This is a genomic window from Algoriphagus faecimaris (genome assembly GCF_900101705.1).
Taxonomy (GTDB): Bacteria; Bacteroidota; Bacteroidia; order Cytophagales; family Cyclobacteriaceae; genus Algoriphagus; species Algoriphagus faecimaris.
The window spans coordinates 113,583-134,791 of sequence record NZ_FNAC01000004.1 but is presented as its reverse complement, the minus strand read 5'-3'; the positions used below and the strand labels follow the sequence as shown (position 1 = coordinate 134,791).

The following is a 21,209-nucleotide window of genomic DNA, read 5'->3' as shown; positions in this document are numbered from 1 at the left end:
CAATTAATAGTTTAGAGTCATTATCACAAAGCCGGGGTCTTCATCCACTGGTCTATAATTGTACAGCTTGCCATTATAGAAAAAGCTATTGAAAAAGATATTGGGTAGCTTTTCCACTCTTTTCTCTCCCAAAAGATTGAAGTTGCGATCATAACTAAATAGGAAAATAGCTGCTGGTAATGCTTCTCCCGTCTCCCGAACTCCATTTTCCTTCGCCCCAAAACGGAAATACTGCTGCCTGCTTTCGTCCCAATTGAATCCATAGAAAGTGATTTGCTTTCGAATCTCCCCGGATACCTTCACTCTCTCCTCATGAGATTCTACCTGCGTTTTGAAGGTTCCTGTTTTGTTGTTATCCACCAGTTGATGACCAAACTTGATCCGCCTCAAGGAGTCTGTAGGCATATCATACAGATAGATGTCGGCTGTGCTCCCGGAATATATGACAAGCTGATTTTTTATTTTTTGCATGCGAATCATATCTCCCGAAGTGGTCATTCCACCATTTTGGGAGAAGGTAACTCGGAAGTTTTGGGTTAGGTCTAAGGCAGGGAGCTTGAGCAAGTCTCCAGTTTTATTTTCCAAATCCAAAACAGCCAAGCCATCGGTAAAATCTCCAAAGATAGCAGGTAGGGAAAACGCTTTTTTCTTGTCCGGACTCACCACTAGGGAAGAGTGTAAGCCTCCCAGTGACTTATCAATCCCATCGTATTCCTCGGCTTGGAGCTTGAGGTCTAGGATTTTTTCTGCTTGCTCATTGTAGATCCCCTGAATGGCATAATTGGCTAACATAAATTCATTTCCTCGCAGTACATCAAAACTTTCCACAAAATCAGGAGCCCTGTTAGGCCCGTCCTTTTCGAAAGGTATCCGTCGAAGCAGTTTCATCTCCCCCAGATCGATCTCATGGACCTCAGAACTTTGGCTTTCTGAGAAAAAGATAGATTGGGTGTCTTCACTCAATCCAAAGCCATAGTACGCACCGGGCATCACCAGTTCTTCCCCTACATCCACTTTGACGGTATCTAAGCTTACTTGAAGGTTTTCGAGTTGGTTTTCGGTATAGGTAGATGCTTTGCTGTTTTCAGCATTTTGAGTTTTGCTTTCGCAGGCAAAAAAGAGAAGGGAGAGTAAAATTGGGGTGAAGTATTTCATATTAATTATTCTGTTTCCAAGTCAAATCTAAATCGAACAAAGCCTCCCTGATCACCAATGGGCCAATAGGAATAAAATTCTCCTTTGTAGAAATAGCCTTCATACGGGATTTTTTTGAGTTCGGGGATCAACTTTTCCCCAATGAGTTGGAGATTTTCGTCGTATGCAAAAAGGTAGCAGTCTGCTTTACGTTCACTTCCATCTGGTGAAACCTGGTAGTTTTTGGTCCCAAAGCGGAAATACAGGTTTCGGCTTTCATCCCAGTAGAATCGGTCAAAGGTAATTTGCTTTCTAATTTGGTTTACGACTTCCTGCTGTCGCTCTCGGGAGTCCACTTCATTAGGGAAGTCTCCCGTTTTTTTGTTTTCGACCAGTTGATGGGAAAAGGTCATCAGCTTCAAAGAATCGCTTTTGTAGTCGTAGGTATAACTATCCGCTATGGACCCACTAAATAGGATAAACTGCCCATTGAGCCATTGGAGGCGAATGGCATCACCGAAAAAAGAGGCTGAGTTTCCCTGCCTGAATACCACTTGATATTCGCTGGTCAAGTCAAAAGCCGGTAGTTTGTGGACTTTGCCGCTCTTATTTTCAATATCAATTACCGCAAGTCCCTCGACAGGTTTGCCAAATTCCATCGGAAGGGAAAGGAAATGGGATTTTTCGGGAGTGATGTGTAGGTAGTTTGGAACCATAAACTGATCCTCAGCTTGAAAATCGATCAGCTCAGCAAAATCCAAATCATAGGTTTTGAGCTTTTGCCCATCCAAAGAAAAAATATTCGGAGTGACTTGGTCAAATAGCATCAATTCATCGCCGGGAAGGGCCTGCAAATAACTGACCCAACCTTTGATACCATTGGGTCCTTCCCGCTCAAAAGGATGACGCTTTAGCAATTTCATTTCCTCCAGCGAAAATTCGAAAATCTCAAAATCGGTCTCATAAAAGGAAAAAATCCGCTTTCCGTCCGCACTGGGAGTTTGGGGATAGACCATATCGGGAACAAATATTTCTTCTCCCGAGTCGATCACCAGGCTGTCTATGCTTAGACTAAAGTCAGAAAGAATATTGGCTGAACCGCCTTTCTGATTTGATTCCGTACAGGAAAAAAATATCAGGAAAGTCAAAGAGAAAATGGCATTTTTCATTGAAAAACTTTGAGATTATTTAGCAAAACTAAATTTCTCAAGCTTTAAACCTAGTGAAACAATGTTAAATCCGTAAAAAAATGGTCAATGATGGATTGACTCCCTCAATTCAGCCACCAAATGGAAAAATTCAGCACTGTGGCAAAGCTTACCCAAGCCAAATAGGGAATCATCAAACCTGAAGCCCAGGGGGATACTAGTTTAAACTTTTTGACGCAGAGAAAAACCGAAACCAAAAGCGGAACAATCACTACCAATCCCAAAATGGGAGACTCCATCCCAAAAAATACCGGCGACCAAAGCCCATTCAGTCCCAACTGCACAAAATAGAGCGTCAGTAGCGGCCTTTTCTGAGGGTGACCGCTTTTCCAAATCAGGTAGCAGGCAATCCCCATCATCACATAGAGTATGGTCCAGACCGGGCCAAATATCCAACCGGGGGGATTAAAGAAAGGCTTTTTAATGGTTTGGTACCAGCTATTGATGGAGGTGATCGTAAACAGTGCTCCTGTACCGCCTACGAGCTGGGGTAGAATTAGACTGATTACCAATTTGAGCCAATTGGGCATTTTTAGAGGATTTCGAGTAAAGTACGAAAAGCCAGTGCTTTTTCCTTGTAGCGTTCTTGAGTTTTGGCCCTTAGGGCCGCAGCATGCTTACTTTCATATTCCTGCATTTTGGCCATGCTTTCGGTAAAATATTGGATGGCGTAGTTGGTACTGCCATCATCGGACTGATGAATAAGTCGACAAAACTTGTGCTCTGTAAAAATACCAGTGGCCATTACTTCAGGAATATGCGTGCCTCTCATCCATTCGAGAAAGTCTTTTTCTATATCAGGCGCGACGTTAATGGTGACGTTGTAGAGAATCATATCGTTGATTTGGGTAGAAATTTCTTTTTTTATTAACATTTTTGGAAATCCAAAGTTAGGAATCCCAAACTTAAAATTTCAATTACCCGCCCAAAGACTCTACCATGCACCAAGTTGCTCCTCAACGATCCTCCTCATACAACCTACGATTACAGATTGCCCGAGCGGTGGTGGTGATTTTGCACGCTGTGGGGATTGTAGGATTAAGCCTCCCTGAGTATCGAGATTGGTTTTTAGCCTTGACGCCTGTACAATTGTTAAGCTCCTTGATTTTGCTCTTGCTTTTTCATCGAGGTTGGAATGAGTCCTTTCCTGTGGTGGCGGCTTTGGCTTTCTGGATTGGATTTGGGGCAGAAATTGTAGGAATACATACTGGGATTTTATTTGGTGACTATGTATATGGTCCTACTTTGGGCCCAAAGCTCTGGGAAGTCCCGATAGTAATAGGAGTAAATTGGTTTATTTTGATCTATACGACGGGAGAGGCATTTCGAAAAATCCCCAATGATTACTATGCGGCTTTTTTGGGCGCTACAGCCATGACAGCCATAGATTACCTGATTGAGCCGGTGGCTGTGGCCTTGGATTTCTGGTATTGGAAGTTTGATGTGATTCCATGGACCAACTTTCTAGGTTGGTTTGGAGTGTCCTTTTTGATTCATCTAATATACAGGAAGGCCAATTTTGAAAAAGAGAATCCGCTGGCGATTTGGCTATTAATGGCACTTATTCTTTTCTTTGCGATTTTAAATATAACTGTACTACCTTAATGACTTATAGATATCATAAGCTTACCTTATGAAAAATTTAAACAATTTGGCGTCCAAATGCTTATAACAAATTGAATACTATCTGGTTGTTTCTGTGATGATTAAAGCAATAGGTTTTATCGCGCTGGGATTTATCCTAATGGAATTTTCTGGCTGGTTTATTCATAAGTATTTGATGCATGGGCCTTTGTGGATGATTCACAAGACGCATCATCAACCTTCCAAGTCTTTCTTTGAGCTGAATGACTTATTTTCTTTGCTCTTTGGAAGTGTGGCAATTGTGTTGATTTTTCTGGGAATAGAGGAATTGGACTATCGCTTTTGGATGGGAGTAGGCATCAGTTTGTATGGAATTTTGTATTTCTTCTTACATGATGTTTTGGTTCACCGTCGTTTGAAGTGGTTTGACAGACCAAAAAATTCCTTTCTAAAAGGAATATTTAGAGCACATCAGGCGCATCATCGTACGAATCAAAAGGATGATGCAGTTTCATTTGGCTTATTTGTTGTACCCAAGGAGTATTTTAAAGAAAAGAAAAAGTGAGCACCTATTCAATCAAGGATCTAGAGCAATTGTCGGGAATTAAGGCCCACACCCTTCGTATATGGGAGCAGAGATATAGTCTGCTTTGTCCCAAGCGTACCGATACAAATATTCGGTATTATGATGATGCTGATTTAAAACTGATTTTGAATGTTGCCCTGCTCAATGATAATGGGTTTAAGATCAGCAAAATAGCATCAATGGATGCTGTGGAAATGAAAGATGAGGTGATGAAACTGACTGAGCGCTCATTGACGCATGACGATCAGATACATGCCTTAACCATTTGTATGATTGAGATGGATGAGGAGCGTTTTGATAAGATTTTGTCTTCCAACATTTTGAAATTGGGATTTGAGCAGACCATGCTCAATATTATATATCCATTTATGTCCAAGATTGGAGTGCTGTGGCAGACCGGGGCTATCAACCCTGCCCAAGAGCACTTTATCTCCAATCTCGTACGCCAAAAATTAATTGTAGCTATCGATGGACAAGTAGTTAATGGTGGGGGTAAAAAGTTTTTATTGTTTCTTCCGGAAGGAGAGCTGCATGAGATTTCCTTGCTTTTTGCTGCCTATCTGATTAAAAGCAATGGGCATAAAGTCATCTACCTAGGTCAAAGCACTCCGAATGATGATTTACTGTCTGTCTACAAACTTCATGAGCCTGAATATCTCCTTACAATCATTACGACTTCGCCAAGTGCTGAATATGCTCAAGAATATATCAATGGATTATCGGAGCGGTTTAGCAACTCAACTATTTTGGTGACTGGCTATCAGGTCATCGGGCAAGACTTGAAGTTTCCCGCCAACGTGGTACAACTCAATTACATCAGGGCTATCAAAGATCTCTTAGAGGAGATGGAGAGAGTCCCTCAAGAGAAATAGTTTAGGGAAACATTAGTAATATTAAACAAAAGCATTCTTATCGGAATGCTTTTTTTATTTTCCAAAATGCCCATTTCAGGCCTTGAGGGGCTTTTTTAAATTTTTGTTTAATATTTTTGAAAATTATTTCAACAAAAGTTTTGCAGATTGTTTAATCATTGCTAAGTTTGATTAAACAAAAAGCAACAGCTACCATGACAACTCTAGAATTCAGTTACTCACTACACAAGCTTTCAAGCTCACTCAAGCCATTTGCACTGAAACTCACCAGAGATATGGATGATGCAAATGATCTTTTGCAAGATACTATGGTGAAAGCCTTCACCAATAGAGATAAGTTTACAGAAGGTACTAACCTCAAAGCATGGCTTTATACCATTATGAAGAATACTTTTATCACCAATTATCAGCGAATGGTGAGAAGAGGGACTTTTGTAGATACTACTGATAATCTTCACTACATCAATTCGAGTGATACTTTAATCGAAAATGGCGCCTATGGTAATTTTACCATGGATGATGTTCAGACTGCTATTGCCAAGTTAGATGATGTGTACAAAACACCGTTTATGATGCACTTCAAAGGCTTTAAGTATCATGAAATAGCAGATAAGTTACAAATTCCGATTGGAACTGTGAAGAATAGAATCCATATTGCCAGAAAGCTGCTCAAGGAGGACTTGGCAGTATATCAGCACAAAAATTGATCAAATGAGTCAAAAGCACGTGGTAGTCATCGGGTCCGGTTTTGCTGGACTCTCCGCAGCTACACATTTGGCAAACGATACAAGTTGCTTAGTTACCCTTTTAGAAAAGAATGAAACCCCAGGAGGTCGAGCGAGGAAGTTTGAGCACCAGGGGTTTGTTTTTGATATGGGTCCTAGTTGGTATTGGATGCCGGATGTATTTGAAACCTACTTTGCTAAATTCGGCAAAAAACCATCCGATTATTATAATTTGATTCGCCTCGATCCGTCCTATGCCGTGATTTACGGCGAAAAGGAGACGTTGGATATCCCCGCTAACTTGGATGAGTTCAAAGCGATGCTAAACAAAATAGAACCGGGGGCGGGTGTTCAATTGGATAAGTTTTTGGCCCAAGCCAAATACAAATACGAAGTCGGAATTCATGACCTAGTGACCAGACCAAGTCGCTCACTCTTGGAGTTTGCTTCTCCGGGACTGTTGGTTGATATGGTCCGAATGGATATTTTCCAGTCCATGTCCAAGCATGTAAGGAAGTTTTTTAAATCCGAGCAAATCATCCGTTTGATGGAGTTTCCTGTGCTATTTTTGGGAGAAACTGCCGAAAATATTCCAGCACTGTATTCTTTGATGAATTACGCAGACATCGCTCTAGGCACATGGTACCCCATGAATGGCATGCATGAAATTATCCGTGGGATGGTTTCTCTTGCAGAAGAAAAAGGCGTAAAAATACGCTGCGGAGCAGAAGTAGAAGAAATCGAAATTGAAAACGGCCAAGCTAAACGTGTCCGCTTGGTTTCTGGCGAAAAAATTGAGGCAGATGTCGTGGTGGCAGGGGCCGACTACCATCATGTGGACAAGCACCTAGTCAATCCAAAATACAGCAATTACACTGAAGAGTACTGGGACAAGCGTGTGATGGCTCCTTCAAGTTTGCTGTTTTACCTAGGTATAGACAGCAAATTGAAAAATCTAAGACATCATAATTTATTTTTTGACGAGCCGCTCGGTCCTCATGCAGATGCGATTTATAAAAATCCAAGGTGGCCCGAAAAACCACTCTTTTATGCTTCCGTGCCTTCCATGACAGACCCTACTGTAGCTCCTGAGGGAAAAGAAAACATGTTTCTTTTGATCCCTCTAGCTCCTGACTTGGAGGATACGGAGGAGATGCGAGAGAAATATTACGACATCATTATGGAGCGTCTAGAGCGCATTACAGGACAAGAAGTAAGGTCAAAAGTCATCTATAAGCGATCCTATGCACATGCTGACTTTAAATCGGACTACCATGCTTACAAAGGAAACGCTTACGGATTAGCCAATACACTTTTGCAGACAGCGATTTTAAAGCCTTCATTGAAAAATAAGAAAGTGAAAAACCTTTATTACACTGGTCAGCTGACCGTGCCTGGACCGGGCGTGCCTCCATCATTAATTTCAGGTGGAGTAGTGGCCAAAGAAGTGATGAAAGAAAACAATCTGTAAATAAATGGGTATATTATAGCAATGGACGCTAAACACCTTTTTGATCAAACCACGCTGGAGTGTAGTCGATTGATTACTCAGCGCTACAGCACAAGCTTTACGCTCGGGATCAAAACGCTTGACAAAAAATTTCACCTGCCCATTTACGCCATTTACGGCTTTGTTCGCTATGCTGATGAAATAGTTGACACTTTCCACGATCAGGACAAAGCTGGTTTATTGCAGCGATTCAAAAAAGATACCTATGAGGCTATTGATGCAGGTATATCGTTAAATCCGGTACTGCATGCCTTTCAGCTAATCGTCAATGCCTACCAAATAGAGGTCGAATTGATTGAGGCTTTTCTTCATAGTATGGAGATGGATTTGGATTTCAAAACATACAACGATTCCCGCTATCACGAATACATTTATGGCTCCGCCGAGGTAGTAGGTTTGATGTGTCTCAAAGTCTTTTGTGAGGGAGACAAAGCGATGTATGAAAAATTAAAATCCCCGGCATGTAAACTAGGGGCGGCATTTCAGAAGGTCAATTTTCTGAGAGATATCAAAAGTGATTTTGAGGAGCGCGGGAGAGTTTATTTCCCGGGAGTGGATTACAAGCTCTTTGACAAGCAAATTAAAGAACAAATCGAGAAAGATATTCAGCAGGATTTCGATGATTCGTTGATTGGAATAGATCAGCTTCCTGTTGGCGCAAAACTGGGAGTCAAGGTAGCTTATCTCTACTATCAGAAGTTATTTGACAAAATCAAGGGCTTGCCTGCGGAGACTATTACCCAAGAGCGAATTAGGATTCCAAATGCCAGAAAAATATCTCTTTTACTCGGAACCTATTTTGGTGCCAAACTGGGGATTAGCTGATGGAAAAGTATCTGTATTTAGCGGTCAATTTATTGACCATCTCTTTTCCCTTGGTGAGGTCCTTTGAAAGCCGGATTCGCTATGCAAGTAAATGGTATGCGCTGTTCCCAGCCATAGCTATTACAGGCCTGTTTTTCCTGATTTGGGATCATTGGTTTACGGTGATGGGCGTCTGGGAATTTAACCCGAGATATATCCTGGGTATTTATTTCTTCGAACTGCCACTAGAAGAGTGGCTATTCTTCTTGACAGTACCTTTCGCCTGTGTGTTTATTTACGAGGTTTTGATCTATTTCTTTCCGCAGGATTATTTTCGATCTTTAGGAAAGCCTTTTGTTTTCATCATGATCCCTGCATTGATCCTATTGGCAGTGCTGAATTTGGATAAATGGTATACATCGGTTAATTTCTTCGTAGGAGCTGGGATGTTGCTTATACATTTTCTGCTGTTCAAGGACCGATTGATGGGCAGATTTCTATTTGCCTATTTGGTTCATTTGATTCCCTTCTTTCTAGCCAATGGCGTACTAACGGGAGGTGTGACAGAAGAACCTGTGGTCATCTACAACAATGCTGAAAATCTCGGAATCCGAATCTGGACCGTCCCAATAGAAGACAGCATTTACTCGATGACCTTATTATTAATGAATGTTTCCATCTTTGAGTGGATCAGGAGACCAAAAACAATTCAATCACTCACTAGTTAATATGGCTATAAAATCGAGCAGAAATCTATTGTCGAACAAAACTCCAAAAAGGATTGGAAGAAAATTCAACTCTGAAGTCTGCAAAAGCGATTTGGGCCTTTGGATGACGAGTGATTTGGCCAATAAAATTTGATTGATAAACCATGAAAAATCTCCGAGTTGAAATTGATAATCATTCCGGCTTCTGCTTTGGGGTAGTCTATGCCATTGAGATGGCAGAGGAGATTTTAGAAGAGCAGGGCTATCTCTATTGTCTAGGCGACATCGTACATAATGACGAAGAAGTCAATCGACTGACAAGAAAAGGGCTGAAAATCATCGATCATAGCGAGCTTTTTTCGCTAAAAAATGAAAAAGTCCTGATCCGTGCACATGGCGAACCACCCTCTACCTATGAGTTGGCAATAAATAATAATCTCACCTTAATAGATGCTTCCTGTCCTGTAGTGCTGAAGCTTCAAAACCGAATTAAAAATTCCTTTGACAAGGATGAGACCATTTACATTTATGGCAAACACGGTCATGCTGAAGTGATCGGGCTTTTGGGACAGACGAGCAATAAAGCAGTTGTCTTTCAAGATATTTCCGAATTAGACCTACCCTCTCTCCCCAAAAATATCACGCTCTACTCTCAGACGACCAAGAGTACAGACAAGTTCTATGAAATCAATGAGATTTTGCGGCAAAACGGCATCACCGTAAACACCAATGATACCATCTGTCGTCAAGTTTCTAACCGGGACAAAGAACTCAGAGATTTTGCGGATAAGTTTGACAAGATCATTTTTGTAAGCGGAACCAAATCCTCCAATGGAAAGGTTCTCTACAATGTCTGTAAGGAAAAAAATCCAAACACTCATTTTGTCTCCAATCCTGATCAGATCGAAAGTTCGTGGTTTGATCAAAATGATTCGGTAGGCATTTGTGGAGCCACTTCCACTCCGATGTGGCTAATGGAGCAGGTGAGAGAGCGGATTTTGACCTTCTAAAAAAGGCGACAAGCCGATGAAGTCAACACAAAGATTATTTTCTAAAACTATCGATCCCAAGGGTCTCTTGATCGCATGGGCCATTATTTTTTTATGGTTTTTGAGTTTAGCCCTACTCTTATCGCTTGAGATCAATTGGTCCAATCCACTGATCTATCTTGGAGTCTTGATTCAAACGCACCTTTATACCGGGCTATTCATCACTGCACACGATGCCATGCATGGGGTAGTGTCCTCCCATAAGAGAATTAATCATGTCACAGGCTGGATAGCCGCGATCTTATTTTCATACAATTTCTATTGGAAGCTTTTTCCCAAGCATCACGAGCACCATCGCCATGTAGCCACCGATCAAGACCCTGATTATCATGCCTCCGGAAAATTCCTGATTTGGTATTTATCCTTCATTCGTCAGTACGTTACTATTTGGCAGATTTTGTTGATGGCTGTGACTTTCAATATTTTGAAACTTTTTATCCCAACCGAAAACCTGATTGTTTTTTGGATGGCGCCCGCTATTCTCTCGACTTTGCAGCTATTTTACTTTGGCACCTACCTGCCGCACAGAGGCGAAAGTCAAAATGCACATCACTCACACTCCCAGTCAAAAAATCACTTGTGGGCTTTCCTTAGCTGCTATTTCTTTGGGTATCACTTCGAGCATCATGACTCTCCGGGTACGCCGTGGTGGAGGCTTTGGAGGGTAAAAGAGAAACAAACGGTCGAAAATCATTGATTTTCGTCAATTTTTCGGGTAGAAAGTAAACTATTCAGGACTTTTTTGATTTGTAAGTTTATCCCATTTTACCATGAAAAAACTACTACTTCTTTTATCACTCACCGTTTTTGTTTTGGATGCTTTTTCACAAGGAATCATTCGCGGAAGAGTTTTCAACCCTGTCAATAATGACCCTGTCGCCTATGCCAATATCCTAATTTTAGAAACGGAACTAGGGGCAATAACTGACGAGGAAGGCAATTATGAAATTAAAGATATCCCTCCTGGCCTGTATAATGTCCGGGCAAGCTTCGTGGGGTTCAAATCCCAAACTCAATATGAAATTCAAGTCACGCAGGCCGGACCGGTTCAGTTGGATTTTGAATTGATGGAGGATGCATCAGAATTGAGCGAGGTGGTGGTAAGTTCTGAGTTTTCTAGGTCCGAGGAGACACCACTTTCCGTAAGGAAGCTCAATGCCAATGAAATTGAACGTTACCCTGGCGGGAATAGAGATATCTCACGTGTAATTCAAGCTTTACCCGGAGTAGCAAGTACGCCTAGTTTTAGAAATGATATTTTGATTCGCGGAGGAGCTCCTAATGAAAACAAGTTTTTTATCGATGAGATCGAAGTTCCCGTCATCAATCACTTTGCCACCCAAGGCTCCTCAGGAGGTCCTGTAGGTATTTTGAACGTAAACCTGATCAAGAATGTAGACCTCATCACCGGTGGCTTCCCTGCCAACCGGATGGATGCGCTTAGCTCTTTCTTTGAAATCAGTCTCAAAGAAGGAAGAAGAGATAAAATGTTTACCCAACTTACTGTAGGAGCATCGGAATTGACACTATCTAATGAAGGGCCACTTGGTGAGAAAACTTCGTATATTTTTTCAGCCCGAAGATCCTACTTGCAGGGGCTTTTTCGCCTTATCGGACTGCCTTTCTTGCCTACATTTAATGATTTTCAGTTTAAGACTGTGACCAAAATCAACGATAAGACAGAATTGACTTTTCTTGGAGTAGGTGCGATTGATAAATTCAAGCTGAACTTTGATGTACCTGATGAAGAAACTGAGGACGAGCGTGAAAACAGGCTTTATCTTTTAGGGGTTTTGCCTATTCAGGAGCAGTGGAATTATGCCACAGGTGTCAAGCTTAAGCGCTTCCGGGACAATGGCTTTTGGACTTTTGTACTCAGTAGAAATATGCTGAATAATCGCTCTTTCAAATACGCTAATAATGATGCTAGTACAGAGCAAAATCTACTTTTTGACTACACCTCCCAAGAGTCGGAAAATAAATTTCGTGCAGAAAACTCCATTTTCGGTAGTGGGTATACGCTAAAATACGGGGTAAATTACGAGTACAGCAGATACTTCATTGACAATTTTGACCGAGCGACTTTATCCGGAGCAGGTCAGGTCATAGATATCAATGCCGTTTCAAATTTCAATTTGTACGGAGCCTTTTTTTCAGCCAGCAAGTACCTGAAGGGAGAGCGACTCCTTTTGAGTGGAGGAGTGCGGATGGATGGAGCTGATTTTGGGGAGTCTGCAAAAAATCCTCTCAACCAAATCAGTCCTAGATTTTCGGCTTCCTATCAGTTGAAGCCCAATCTTTTTGCAACTGCTAATGCAGGAATTTATTACCAAAAGCCACCCTATACGGTTTTAGGATTCCGAAACAATGAAGGAGACTTGGTCAATCAAGATAATAATGTGCGTTTTATCCGTAATGCTCAACTAATCGGTGGTATTGAATGGCAAGTTCCGGATAAGAATAGGAGATTTACGGCAGAGGCTTTTTACAAGCGCTATTCCAATTATCCCACTTCACTCAGAAATGGTATCGCCTTAGCCAATTTAGGAGCGGATTTTGGAGTCATAGGTAATGAGCCGGTCTTGTCCAATGCAGAAGGGAGAGCTTATGGCCTGGAGTTTTTGGCACAGCAGCGACTACTTAAAGATTTTTATGGGATTGCCTCCTTGACACTCGTTCGCAGTGAGTTTACCAATCCCAATACGGAGGGCTTTGTCCCCTCTTCTTGGGACAATCGCTTTATTGTGAGCCTGACAGCGGGTAAGCGATTTGGTAAAAATTGGGAGATAGGTGCTCGATGGAGGTTCTTGGGAGGGACTCCTTACACGCCATTTGACTTGGAAGAGTCAGCTTTGATTAGTAATTGGGATGTCAGAAATCAAGGGATCTTTGATTTTAGCCAAATCAATGCAATACGTCTCCCTGCCTTCCACCAACTAGATTTGAGACTGGATAAGAAGTATTTTTTCAAAAATTGGAATCTCAACTGGTACGTAGACATTCAGAATGCCTATAATTTCGAAGCACAACAGCCACCGCTTCTCGTTCCGATAAGAAATGCTGAGGGGGCGATAGCGGTAAATCCGGCTGATCCTTCGAGGTATTTGCTGAGAGAAATAGAAAACACTGCCGGAAGTATCTTGCCGACAGTAGGATTGATTATAGAGTTTTAAAAATGAAAGGCTGGAATTAAATTTTCCAGCCTTTTTTGATTAGTTTAATCTCCAGCGAACGTTTAATCCAAATCCTCCCGGATCAAAGGTGGTGTTTTCCACTAAGATAAAGTAAGGTCGCCAATCTAGCCCTACGATTAGCGGGAAGTCTGGAAACTCGTATTCAGCTCCAATTTCTCCCGCAGCGCCAAGTGAAAAGGGATCCCCTAAAAATAAAGAAGGACCTACACCCAAATAGTAATTGAACTCGGTATCAGAAATGGGTCTATAAATAGGGTTCCAGAGTAGGTCGATACCGACTCCTCCTCTTCCAAAACTCAAGTCTCCATGTACCCGGCTAAACTCCCCTAGGGAAAATACCGCATCCAGCGCCACATTGTTGCCATTCACATTTCCAAAACGTAAACCAACTTCTTGTGCGTGAGATTCTAGGATGGCAAAAGTGCCCATAAAAAACACCGCCAACATTAATTTTTTAAGATTCATAGTTTTTTGATTAGATAAATTAAAAGTCTTGAACGTAGCCACCAAAATTGAGCCATTTTTGTAGTCTTAGGCTATTTTTTAAGGATCTCATGGCCAATTCTGAGGACTTCATTGACCAATAGGTCCATATCTTCTTTGCGGGTTCGATGATTGACATTGGCTATCCGAAGAGTATAGCGGCCCTGTAATATAGTGGAGCTTGGGGAAGCAATTCCCTGCTCCTGCAGCTGTAGCAAAATCTCCCTATTGAGCTCTCGAAGGCTTGCTTCATCTCCACCTTCCCTGATCATGCGAAAACAGGTAATACTCATCGAGACAGGCGCGGTGAGTTCAAGTTCGGTATGTTGCTGAACCAGTTTGGCCAAATATTTAGCCTGATTATTATTTTGAGTAATAAGCCGAGCGTATTTTGCTCTTCCGTGTTCTTTGAGAGACATCCATACTTTAAGTGCTTTGAACCCTCTTGACAGCTCAAAACCATAATGATTGATGGAATCCAGTCCACCAGAAAGTCCTCTTTTCTCTTGTATCAGGTAATTAGGCGTGATGGCAAAAGCTGCACGGTGCTTTTTGGCATCCCGAATCAGTGTACAGCCGACTTCATAAGGTACATAGAGCCATTTGTGCAAATCAAAAGCAAGACTATCTGCTTCTTCTATAGCTTTGAGGCGCGATGAATAGCGAGGATCGAGCTTGGCTAGTGCCCCATAGGCTCCATCTATATGAAACCATAGTTTATATTTTTTTGCAATCTGATTCAGCTCCTCCAGAGGATCTATGGCTCCAGTATTGACTGTACCAGAGGTCCCTACAATTGCAAAAGGGGAATATCCACTTTTCAAATCTTTCTCGATTTGCTCGACCAAAAGCTCAGGTCGCATCTCATAGCTATCGTTCACAGGAATTTTCCGGACAGCTTTAGCCCCCAAACCGATGATTTCTGCTGCTTTATCGATGCAGGAATGCGTCTCGGTGGAGCAATACAGAACGAGTCGATTTTCAACATCTCTTAAACCTGATGCTCGGATCTGCTGATCTCCGAATGAATTTCTTGCGACCGTCAATGCGGTAATATTTGCCATAGATCCTCCACTGACCAATATTCCTGAGGCATCTGATGGATAATTCATGAGTTCCTTGCACCAGTTGATGACTTGGCGATCCACGTACATGGCCGAATGCTCGCCGATGGTCGTGTTGGGATTCATACCGGAAGCAAGCAGGTCCGCAAAGCTTCCTAGCGGTGTGCCTGTCCCCTGTATCCAGGCAAAAAACCGAGGGTGAACATTTCCTTTATTGTAGGGAAAAATGTATTGCTTAAATTCCTCATAAATTTTTGTCGGATCCTGTCCCTTTTCTGGAAGTGGTGTATCGAAGAACTCTTTAACTTCCTCCGGGATCGGTTTCCAAATTTTTTGTTCACGAATGGATTTCCAATAGTCGATGAGATCATCTACCATTTGATGCCCAAGTTCCCGCATAGTTTCCCAATTTTCTGGGTCTAGGGTCAAGTCTTCGTTATTTTCCATGCTATTGATGGCCTTAGCTTTGGTCTGATGATTATTTAGATTTGAATGGAGAGCTGATCAGATGATAGTCATAAGCTAAATCACACCTTGAGTATTCTCATTCTTTTTCCTCTCCACTTTTCAATTTATGCGATTTTGGATCGTATTGACCCTCGAGTTCATCGATTTTGGATTTGTGCCACATCTTTACGCCTGTAAAATAAGAAGCCCTTCCTATCATATGTGCCCCTACAGGAGCTGTCAGCAGCATAAATACAATGATAGCAATCACCCTAGCCAAGATTGCAGAGTCTGAAAAATAGATCCCGGCAGCAAGTAAAATCAAGCCAATTCCCAAAGTGGCAGCTTTGGTAGTCACAGAAATGCGAAGGTACAGATCAGGCATTTTGACGATTCCGATGGCAGCCAAAAGGATGAATAAAGCGCCCAAGGTACTCAGAGTAATTACGATGATTTCAGTCATTTTTTTCTCGTTTTTCTAGGTAATAAGCAAAGGCAACAGTTCCTAAGAAAGCAATCAAAGCCAGAATCATAGCGATATCCAAAAATGCCGGCTGATTAGTGGTCACACTATAGACCGCGATGATCCCGATCCCTGTGGTGAGGAGTAAATCTAAGGCAACTACCCGATCCGAAAGTTTCGGGCCTATCAAAAACCGAATGAATATTATCAGAATCGATACTGATAAAGTCGGCAGAATGATATAATATAAATAGTCGTAGACGCTCATCTTGTTATTTCTAGTAGTCGTTTTTCGAAGCCATTTTTAATGTCAGCAATAAATTCCTCCCGATCATTGACATACATAGCGTGCACATAGAGTACTTTTCGGTCATCAGAGACATCAAGACTCAATGTGCCCGGAGTCAGAGAAATCAAATTGGCCAAAAGTGTAATTTCGAGATCAGATTTGGCATCAAGAGGGATTTTGACAATACCCGGCTTCATAAAATGTTTGGGGGTAATCACGTCATAAGCCACCTCCACATTGGCTTTGATCAGCTCGTAGAGGAAGAACAGGATAAATCCGATTAGTTTGGGGATTCTCGTGAAATACTTGTTTTCCCTTCGATTGGTAGAGGTGATCCAGAGTAAAAAAAAGCTCAAGATAAAGCCAAAAACAAAATTTTGTACCGTAAATGTCCCGGTGATGGCCACCCAAATCAGAGAGAGTAGCAGATTGCTCAGAAATTTTGCTTTGATCATGGCGTTTCCGTTTTAGTTCCTAATACTGCTTCCAAATAGGGAGTGGGGTCAATCAATTCGGAGGCGATCTGCTCACTCAATAGAATGATGTGCTCGGCGGCTAATCCGATGTAAAGTGAAATAGCAGCCAGCAAGATGATAGGGATAATCATTGCCCATTGTTTAAAGGGTTTAAGCTCCCAATAATACTTGACATTGATTTTTTTGGGAAGATCAACAGCATCCTTCCAAAATACCTCAGACCAAAGCTTAGCAATAACCCATAAAGTCAAAAAACTTCCTAAAAGAATAAAACCGATCAAGGTATATTCCCCTTCAAAATATCCTCCTTGGATTAAAAATAGCTTTGCCCAAAATCCAGAAAGAGGAGGGATTCCCACTAAAGAAAAGAGAGGGATGGCCATCAAAAGAGAAAATTTGGGATACTTTTTATACAATCCTCCCAATTTTTGGATATTGAGTGTGCCCTTAAGCTTGAAAATCAAACCGGAAACCAGAAATAAATTGGTCTTTACGATGATGTCATGAATCAGGTAAAAAATCGCTCCCACCAGCGCCAACTCGGTATAGATTCCTAATCCTGCAATCATAAATCCAATATGACAGACGATAAGATAGGAAAAGATTTTCCTCATGTTTACCTGAAGGATGGCTCCTAGGCCACCGGAAAGGATGGTCAATGCCGCAATTACAATCAATAGTGTGCTCAAAAATTCATCAGGAATAAAAATCAATGTAAATATCCTGAGCAAAGCATAGACACCCACCTTAGTGAGCAAACCGCCGAAAATAGCCGAAATGGCCGGAGGAGGCGTATGATAGGAAGCGGGTAACCAAAAATACAAAGGGAAAATCGCAGATTTGATCCCAAATCCTACCAGAAATAAGATCGCCACTACATTGACCAGTCCCCGATTTTCAATCTGAGCAACTTGACCCGAGAGGTCCGCCATATTTAAGCTTCCTGCCATCCCGTAAAGAATCGCAATAGCCGTCAGGAAAATAGCCGATGCCAGTAGATTCATTGTCACATATTTGATCGCACCTTCGATTTGGGCTTTTTCTCCTCCTATGGTTATGAGGACAAAAGAAGCAATGATGATAATCTCAAACCATACATACAGGTTGAATATATCCCCGGTAAGAAAGGCCCCATTCAGACCCATCAGCAAGAAGTTTAGGATGGGAAAATAACCAAACTTCAGTCGAGCATTGCGAATACTTCCGGTAGAGAAAATAGCCACTGCCATTCCTGAAAGCGCCGTCAGCAAAACCATGGTAGCACTGAATGCATCTGCGACAAAGGAAATCCCAAAGGGCGCCTGCCATTCACCAGCTTGCATGGTCAGAATACCGTTTTGATAGACCTCCCTGAATAACCATACGGCTATTCCCACAGAGGCAATACTGCCGATAATGGTGATCAAGCGCTGCGCATTGACCTTGTACCAAAAAAACAGCAGCAAAACCGCGGTGAATAGATGGAAAATTACGGGTAAAACTATAAAAGGATTATTCATAGATTTCGTCAGTAGTGTTCAGCTCATCCAAATCGTCTGTTTGGGTGATCTTGTAGGCGCGCTTAACTAGTATAATGGCGAAGGACTGTAGGCCAAAACTGATGACAATAGCAGTGAGAATTAATGCCTGAGGCACCGGATCTGCATAGACATCGGTGAGCATTTTGGCAGTGGAATCAATCAGCGGAGGATGACCTTTGACTATTCTACCTAGAAGAAAAATCAGCATATTGGCTCCATTTCCAAGTAGTATCAACCCAATGATCAGCTTGACCATACTTCTTCGAAGCATCATATAAATGCCCGCAGCGTAAAGTATACCAATCAATATGACAAGTAATAATTCCATTTTTACAGTGTTTCTGATATGGTGAAAATTATAGTCAGTGTCACCCCGATCACTACTAAGTATACTCCCGTGTCAAAAAACAAAGCTGATCCCACCATTCCGATCACAGGAATAGGGTCCTCAAACCACAGCCCAGTCATGAAACTCTCTCCAATAAACATAGGAGCGATGCCGCTTAGGATTGCAATGCTTAGTCCTACCGGCATCAAAAAGCCCGGATGAAATTTGATAAGACTCTTGGTCTTTTCGAGCCCATTAGCAAATGAGTGGATGACAAAAGCAATGGCCGCGATCAATCCACCAACAAATCCACCTCCCGGTAAGTAGTGCCCTCGCAAAAGGATAAACACAGAAAACAGCACCAACAATGGGAGAAGATAGGTAGATGCTGATTTAAATATGATTGTCTTCATTTTTTATTCTTTTTCTATGCTTTTCAACCTCAATTTCAATAAGCTAAATACTCCTATGGCGGCAATCACCAATACTGTAATTTCCACCATCGTATCAAAGCCCCTAAAGTCTACCAGTATTACATTGACCACATTTTTCCCCTTTGCCAACTTGTAGGCATTCTCGGCATAAAAGGCCGAGGTCTCCCTAGTCAATGGCTCAGAAAGGACCTCCAGCGTGAGTACCGCGATCAATGAACCGAAAAAGATAGATAAAATACCATCTCGAATTCGGACAGCTTTACTCGAGAAGCTATTGTACTTGGGTAAATTATAAATCACCAAAACAAATAAAATCACCGTGAGTGTATCAATCGAAAACTGCGTCATCGCCAAATCCGGAGCAGAATAAAACAGGAAAATCAAACAAATCGAATACCCTATCACCCCAAGCGAAGCCACGGCCACTAAGCGGGACTTAGAAAATACAGTGAAAATTATGGAAGCCGCCATAATCAGCACCACAATGACTTCATAGATGGTCAGCTCGGTGAGCTTGTTGATATCCACATAGAGCTCTATTCCCAAGTAAAGTCGATAGGCCAGTAGAATCGTCAAGAACCCAAGAATAGTAATTACATAGTTTCTTAAGTAGCCATTTTGAAAAAATCCAGTCCAGAGTTTAGCAAAAAAGGCAAAAGCTTTTCCAAAGTAAGTGGTCAAGGTTTGAGGACTTAATCCCTCAAATTTTAAAGTCTTCCCAAATAGGGACTCTGATGGTTTTAATTTCCAGTATAAAAGTACTCCCAAGGTAAGTGTCATTAAGCTTAAGCCAAAAATCAAATTGAATCCATGCCAGAGTTTGATTTTAATCTCCGTACTGCCATTGCTCATGCTGCTGAATACTGGCTGAATGAGACTTTGCTCAATCAAACCCGGGAATAGACCAAAAATCAAACCCAAGCCCGCAAGAATCAATGGAGGAACCCACATGGTAAAATGAGGTAGGTGAACCTTTTCAAATTGGGAAGGTAGCCCCCCCGCAAAAGGTTTGTATCCTGCCAATAGGCCAGCAAAGAGAAGACAGACATTGGTGAGAATGGCAGCTCCGGTCAGTACGTATCCCCAATTCCCAAAGTGAAGAGTAGCTTCGTAGATGAGGTCCTTTCCTATAAAGCCAAAGAAGGGGGGAGCTCCAGCATTGGATAAGGCTGCCAATCCTGCTGCAATGGCTACCGGCATCATAACTTTGCGTAGACCCCCAAGTACGGTCACATCCCTAGTACCTGTCTCATGATCTACAATACCTGTCACTAGGAATAGTGTAGCCTTGTAGAGAGCATGGACTAAAATAAACACAGAAGCAGCCAAAAGGGCTTCCTCTGTACCCAAGCCTATTAGAAATACCAGAATTCCCAAAGCCGAAATCGTAGAATAGGCCAAAATACTTTTCATGTCTAATCTAAAAACAGAATGTATCGCAGCGTATAGCATCGTGATGGAACCCACGATGATCAAGGTAGTATTCCATGCTGGAGTGCCACCAAGGAGAGGGGTAAACCTAGCCAAAATGTAAATTCCCGCCTTGACCATGGTGGCCGAATGGAGATATGTACTCACCGGAGTGGGGGCTTTCATAGCTCCAGGTAGCCAAAAGTGGAAGGGAAACTGTGCGGATTTGGTAAAGGCTCCTACAAAAACCAAAGCAATGATCCATCCATAGCTTTCATGACCTCTAATCAACTCTCCATGGGAAAGTAATTCTTGAAAGGAATAGGAATCACCACTAGCTCCTAACAGAAGCATGCCTGCCAAAAGAAATAACCCGCCCATACCTGTAATACTCAGCGCGAGAAGGGCCGAATTCCTTGATTTTGGGTCTTCATTATTAAATCCTATCAAGAAAAATGAACTGATACTAGTCAGTTCCCAAAATATAAAAAGGGTGATGATATTGTCCGAAAGTACCAAACCCAACATGGAGGCCATAAACATACTCAGATAGCCATAAAACCTATCCAAGTAAACATGACCCTTAAGATAGCTGAAGGTGTAAAAAAACACCAAGGCACCTATTCCGGTGATTAAAAGCGCGAATAGTAGTGATAACCCGTCAAGGTGAAAAGAAAGATTGATTCCAAAACTAGGAACCCACTCATACACAAAATCAAGAGCCTCTCCTCGAGAAACCCGAGGTATGAAGCTAAGGAAATAAGCAAACAATCCCAGCGGCAAAAAAGGCATAATGATAGCGCCTTTTCCTTTGATCAGGGAACTGATAAATGGGGTGATCGCGGCAATAATAAAACCAGAAAGTATCGCTATTATCATATTTCAGACCGTTCTTTTTTTGATAGTGAAAAACACAAATAGT

The 21,209-nt window shown here is 41.9% G+C and carries 23 protein-coding genes; 10 read left to right on the top strand and 13 right to left on the bottom strand.

Translation table 11 applies throughout. From position 1 onward, the window contains the following. Nucleotides 1-3: 3 nt before the first annotated feature. The 4 genes from BLQ57_RS03535 to BLQ57_RS03520 form a co-directional block, all read right to left on the bottom strand. Nucleotides 4-1,155: a DUF4221 family protein gene (locus BLQ57_RS03535; protein WP_087937855.1), complete on the bottom strand. Its 1,152-nt coding sequence runs from the start codon at nt 1,153-1,155 to the stop codon at nt 4-6. 5 nt (nt 1,156-1,160) lie between these two features. Further along, complete coding sequence (locus tag BLQ57_RS03530; RefSeq protein ID WP_087937856.1) at nt 1,161-2,303, bottom strand: DUF4221 family protein; 1,143 nt, start codon at nt 2,301-2,303, stop codon at nt 1,161-1,163. Nucleotides 2,304-2,407: 104 nt separating this feature from the next. Continuing rightward, entirely contained in the window at nt 2,408-2,872 is a 465-nt protein-coding gene (locus tag BLQ57_RS03525; RefSeq protein ID WP_087937857.1) for a TspO/MBR family protein, read from the bottom strand. Nucleotides 2,873-2,874: 2 nt separating this feature from the next. Beyond that, the gene (locus BLQ57_RS03520; protein WP_087937971.1) at nt 2,875-3,177 is read right to left on the bottom strand and encodes a DUF4286 family protein; all 303 of its coding nucleotides are present in this window, start codon (nt 3,175-3,177) and stop codon (nt 2,875-2,877) included. Between the two features lie 104 nt (nt 3,178-3,281). Between BLQ57_RS03520 and BLQ57_RS03515 the strand changes: the two genes are divergently transcribed. From BLQ57_RS03515 to BLQ57_RS03470, 10 genes are all read left to right on the top strand, one after another. Next, the gene (locus BLQ57_RS03515) at nt 3,282-3,947 is read left to right on the top strand and encodes a carotenoid biosynthesis protein (RefSeq protein ID WP_087937858.1); all 666 of its coding nucleotides are present in this window, start codon (nt 3,282-3,284) and stop codon (nt 3,945-3,947) included. A gap of 97 nt (nt 3,948-4,044) precedes the next feature. Next, complete coding sequence (locus BLQ57_RS03510) at nt 4,045-4,491, top strand: sterol desaturase family protein (protein WP_087937859.1); 447 nt, start codon at nt 4,045-4,047, stop codon at nt 4,489-4,491. Then, the gene (locus BLQ57_RS03505; RefSeq protein WP_087937860.1) at nt 4,488-5,384 is read left to right on the top strand and encodes a MerR family transcriptional regulator; all 897 of its coding nucleotides are present in this window, start codon (nt 4,488-4,490) and stop codon (nt 5,382-5,384) included. The genes BLQ57_RS03510 and BLQ57_RS03505 overlap by 4 nt, the downstream gene beginning before the upstream one ends. 194 nt (nt 5,385-5,578) lie before the next feature. After that, nucleotides 5,579-6,091, top strand: coding sequence for an RNA polymerase sigma factor (locus tag BLQ57_RS03500; RefSeq protein WP_087937972.1), 513 nt, complete (start codon nt 5,579-5,581; stop codon nt 6,089-6,091). Between the two features lie 4 nt (nt 6,092-6,095). Further along, nucleotides 6,096-7,580 carry a phytoene desaturase family protein gene (locus tag BLQ57_RS03495; protein ID WP_087937861.1) on the top strand — a complete coding sequence of 495 codons (1,485 nt, stop codon included), beginning with the start codon at nt 6,096-6,098 and terminating at the stop codon, nt 7,578-7,580. 21 nt (nt 7,581-7,601) lie between these two features. Then, nucleotides 7,602-8,444: a phytoene/squalene synthase family protein gene (locus BLQ57_RS03490; protein WP_087937862.1), complete on the top strand. Its 843-nt coding sequence runs from the start codon at nt 7,602-7,604 to the stop codon at nt 8,442-8,444. Next, nucleotides 8,444-9,151, top strand: a complete 708-nt coding sequence (locus tag BLQ57_RS03485) for a lycopene cyclase domain-containing protein (RefSeq protein ID WP_087937863.1) — start codon at nt 8,444-8,446, stop codon at nt 9,149-9,151. The genes BLQ57_RS03490 and BLQ57_RS03485 overlap by 1 nt, the downstream gene beginning before the upstream one ends. A gap of 143 nt (nt 9,152-9,294) precedes the next feature. Next, nucleotides 9,295-10,140 (top strand): 4-hydroxy-3-methylbut-2-enyl diphosphate reductase, encoded by an 846-nt coding sequence (locus BLQ57_RS03480; RefSeq protein WP_087937864.1) that lies wholly within the window; start codon nt 9,295-9,297, stop codon nt 10,138-10,140. 16 nt (nt 10,141-10,156) lie between these two features. Next, nucleotides 10,157-10,876 carry a fatty acid desaturase gene (locus tag BLQ57_RS03475; protein ID WP_087937865.1) on the top strand — a complete coding sequence of 240 codons (720 nt, stop codon included), beginning with the start codon at nt 10,157-10,159 and terminating at the stop codon, nt 10,874-10,876. A 73-nt stretch (nt 10,877-10,949) separates the two neighbouring features. After that, on the top strand, nt 10,950-13,352 hold the full coding sequence (locus BLQ57_RS03470) for a TonB-dependent receptor (RefSeq protein WP_087937866.1): 2,403 nt from the start codon (nt 10,950-10,952) through the stop codon (nt 13,350-13,352). Between the two features lie 39 nt (nt 13,353-13,391). On the opposite strand, the gene BLQ57_RS03465 is transcribed toward BLQ57_RS03470, so the two are convergent. The 9 genes from BLQ57_RS03465 to BLQ57_RS03425 all read right to left on the bottom strand — a co-directional run bounded on the left by BLQ57_RS03465 (nt 13,392) and on the right by BLQ57_RS03425 (nt 21,166). Beyond that, a complete protein-coding gene (locus tag BLQ57_RS03465) occupies nt 13,392-13,838 on the bottom strand; it encodes an outer membrane insertion C- signal (RefSeq protein WP_087937867.1) in 447 nt (148 codons plus the stop codon). A gap of 71 nt (nt 13,839-13,909) precedes the next feature. Further along, the gene (locus tag BLQ57_RS03460; RefSeq protein WP_087937868.1) at nt 13,910-15,367 is read right to left on the bottom strand and encodes a pyridoxal phosphate-dependent decarboxylase family protein; all 1,458 of its coding nucleotides are present in this window, start codon (nt 15,365-15,367) and stop codon (nt 13,910-13,912) included. Between the two features lie 97 nt (nt 15,368-15,464). After that, the gene (mnhG, locus tag BLQ57_RS03455) at nt 15,465-15,830 is read right to left on the bottom strand and encodes a monovalent cation/H(+) antiporter subunit G (protein WP_087937869.1); all 366 of its coding nucleotides are present in this window, start codon (nt 15,828-15,830) and stop codon (nt 15,465-15,467) included. After that, entirely contained in the window at nt 15,823-16,098 is a 276-nt protein-coding gene (locus BLQ57_RS03450; RefSeq protein ID WP_087937870.1) for a cation:proton antiporter, read from the bottom strand. The genes mnhG and BLQ57_RS03450 overlap by 8 nt, the downstream gene beginning before the upstream one ends. Beyond that, nucleotides 16,095-16,574, bottom strand: a complete 480-nt coding sequence (locus tag BLQ57_RS03445; protein WP_175444641.1) for a Na+/H+ antiporter subunit E — start codon at nt 16,572-16,574, stop codon at nt 16,095-16,097. The genes BLQ57_RS03450 and BLQ57_RS03445 overlap by 4 nt, the downstream gene beginning before the upstream one ends. Next, on the bottom strand, nt 16,571-18,094 hold the full coding sequence (locus BLQ57_RS03440) for a proton-conducting transporter transmembrane domain-containing protein (protein ID WP_087937871.1): 1,524 nt from the start codon (nt 18,092-18,094) through the stop codon (nt 16,571-16,573). Before BLQ57_RS03440 ends, BLQ57_RS03445 begins: the two co-directional genes overlap by 4 nt. Continuing rightward, a complete protein-coding gene (locus BLQ57_RS03435) occupies nt 18,087-18,443 on the bottom strand; it encodes a Na+/H+ antiporter subunit C (protein WP_087937872.1) in 357 nt (118 codons plus the stop codon). The genes BLQ57_RS03440 and BLQ57_RS03435 overlap by 8 nt, the downstream gene beginning before the upstream one ends. A 2-nt stretch (nt 18,444-18,445) precedes the next feature. Beyond that, nucleotides 18,446-18,856, bottom strand: coding sequence for a Na+/H+ antiporter subunit B (locus BLQ57_RS03430; protein ID WP_087937873.1), 411 nt, complete (start codon nt 18,854-18,856; stop codon nt 18,446-18,448). Nucleotides 18,857-18,859: 3 nt separating this feature from the next. Further along, entirely contained in the window at nt 18,860-21,166 is a 2,307-nt protein-coding gene (locus tag BLQ57_RS03425; protein WP_087937874.1) for a putative monovalent cation/H+ antiporter subunit A, read from the bottom strand. Nucleotides 21,167-21,209 lie beyond the last annotated feature (43 nt).

What these genes read in the sequence shown, in the direction of transcription:
- BLQ57_RS03445 (WP_175444641.1), bottom strand. Translation starts at nt 16,574, where the DNA reads ATGATCAAAGCAAAATTTCTGAGCAATCTGCTACTCTCTCTGATTTGG.
- BLQ57_RS03440 (WP_087937871.1), bottom strand. Translation starts at nt 18,094, where the DNA reads ATGAATAATCCTTTTATAGTTTTACCCGTAATTTTCCATCTATTCACC.
- BLQ57_RS03485 (WP_087937863.1), top strand. Translation starts at nt 8,444, where the DNA reads ATGGAAAAGTATCTGTATTTAGCGGTCAATTTATTGACCATCTCTTTT.
- BLQ57_RS03535 (WP_087937855.1), bottom strand. Translation starts at nt 1,155, where the DNA reads ATGAAATACTTCACCCCAATTTTACTCTCCCTTCTCTTTTTTGCCTGC.
- BLQ57_RS03520 (WP_087937971.1), bottom strand. Translation starts at nt 3,177, where the DNA reads ATGATTCTCTACAACGTCACCATTAACGTCGCGCCTGATATAGAAAAA.
- BLQ57_RS03490 (WP_087937862.1), top strand. Translation starts at nt 7,602, where the DNA reads ATGGACGCTAAACACCTTTTTGATCAAACCACGCTGGAGTGTAGTCGA.
- BLQ57_RS03495 (WP_087937861.1), top strand. Translation starts at nt 6,096, where the DNA reads ATGAGTCAAAAGCACGTGGTAGTCATCGGGTCCGGTTTTGCTGGACTC.
- BLQ57_RS03470 (WP_087937866.1), top strand. Translation starts at nt 10,950, where the DNA reads ATGAAAAAACTACTACTTCTTTTATCACTCACCGTTTTTGTTTTGGAT.
- BLQ57_RS03460 (WP_087937868.1), bottom strand. Translation starts at nt 15,367, where the DNA reads ATGGAAAATAACGAAGACTTGACCCTAGACCCAGAAAATTGGGAAACT.
- BLQ57_RS03435 (WP_087937872.1), bottom strand. Translation starts at nt 18,443, where the DNA reads ATGGAATTATTACTTGTCATATTGATTGGTATACTTTACGCTGCGGGC.
- BLQ57_RS03480 (WP_087937864.1), top strand. Translation starts at nt 9,295, where the DNA reads ATGAAAAATCTCCGAGTTGAAATTGATAATCATTCCGGCTTCTGCTTT.
- BLQ57_RS03475 (WP_087937865.1), top strand. Translation starts at nt 10,157, where the DNA reads ATGAAGTCAACACAAAGATTATTTTCTAAAACTATCGATCCCAAGGGT.
- BLQ57_RS03510 (WP_087937859.1), top strand. Translation starts at nt 4,045, where the DNA reads ATGATTAAAGCAATAGGTTTTATCGCGCTGGGATTTATCCTAATGGAA.
- BLQ57_RS03500 (WP_087937972.1), top strand. Translation starts at nt 5,579, where the DNA reads ATGACAACTCTAGAATTCAGTTACTCACTACACAAGCTTTCAAGCTCA.
- BLQ57_RS03450 (WP_087937870.1), bottom strand. Translation starts at nt 16,098, where the DNA reads ATGAGCGTCTACGACTATTTATATTATATCATTCTGCCGACTTTATCA.
- mnhG (WP_087937869.1), bottom strand. Translation starts at nt 15,830, where the DNA reads ATGACTGAAATCATCGTAATTACTCTGAGTACCTTGGGCGCTTTATTC.
- BLQ57_RS03430 (WP_087937873.1), bottom strand. Translation starts at nt 18,856, where the DNA reads ATGAAGACAATCATATTTAAATCAGCATCTACCTATCTTCTCCCATTG.
- BLQ57_RS03525 (WP_087937857.1), bottom strand. Translation starts at nt 2,872, where the DNA reads ATGCCCAATTGGCTCAAATTGGTAATCAGTCTAATTCTACCCCAGCTC.
- BLQ57_RS03515 (WP_087937858.1), top strand. Translation starts at nt 3,282, where the DNA reads ATGCACCAAGTTGCTCCTCAACGATCCTCCTCATACAACCTACGATTA.
- BLQ57_RS03465 (WP_087937867.1), bottom strand. Translation starts at nt 13,838, where the DNA reads ATGAATCTTAAAAAATTAATGTTGGCGGTGTTTTTTATGGGCACTTTT.
- BLQ57_RS03530 (WP_087937856.1), bottom strand. Translation starts at nt 2,303, where the DNA reads ATGAAAAATGCCATTTTCTCTTTGACTTTCCTGATATTTTTTTCCTGT.
- BLQ57_RS03425 (WP_087937874.1), bottom strand. Translation starts at nt 21,166, where the DNA reads ATGATAATAGCGATACTTTCTGGTTTTATTATTGCCGCGATCACCCCA.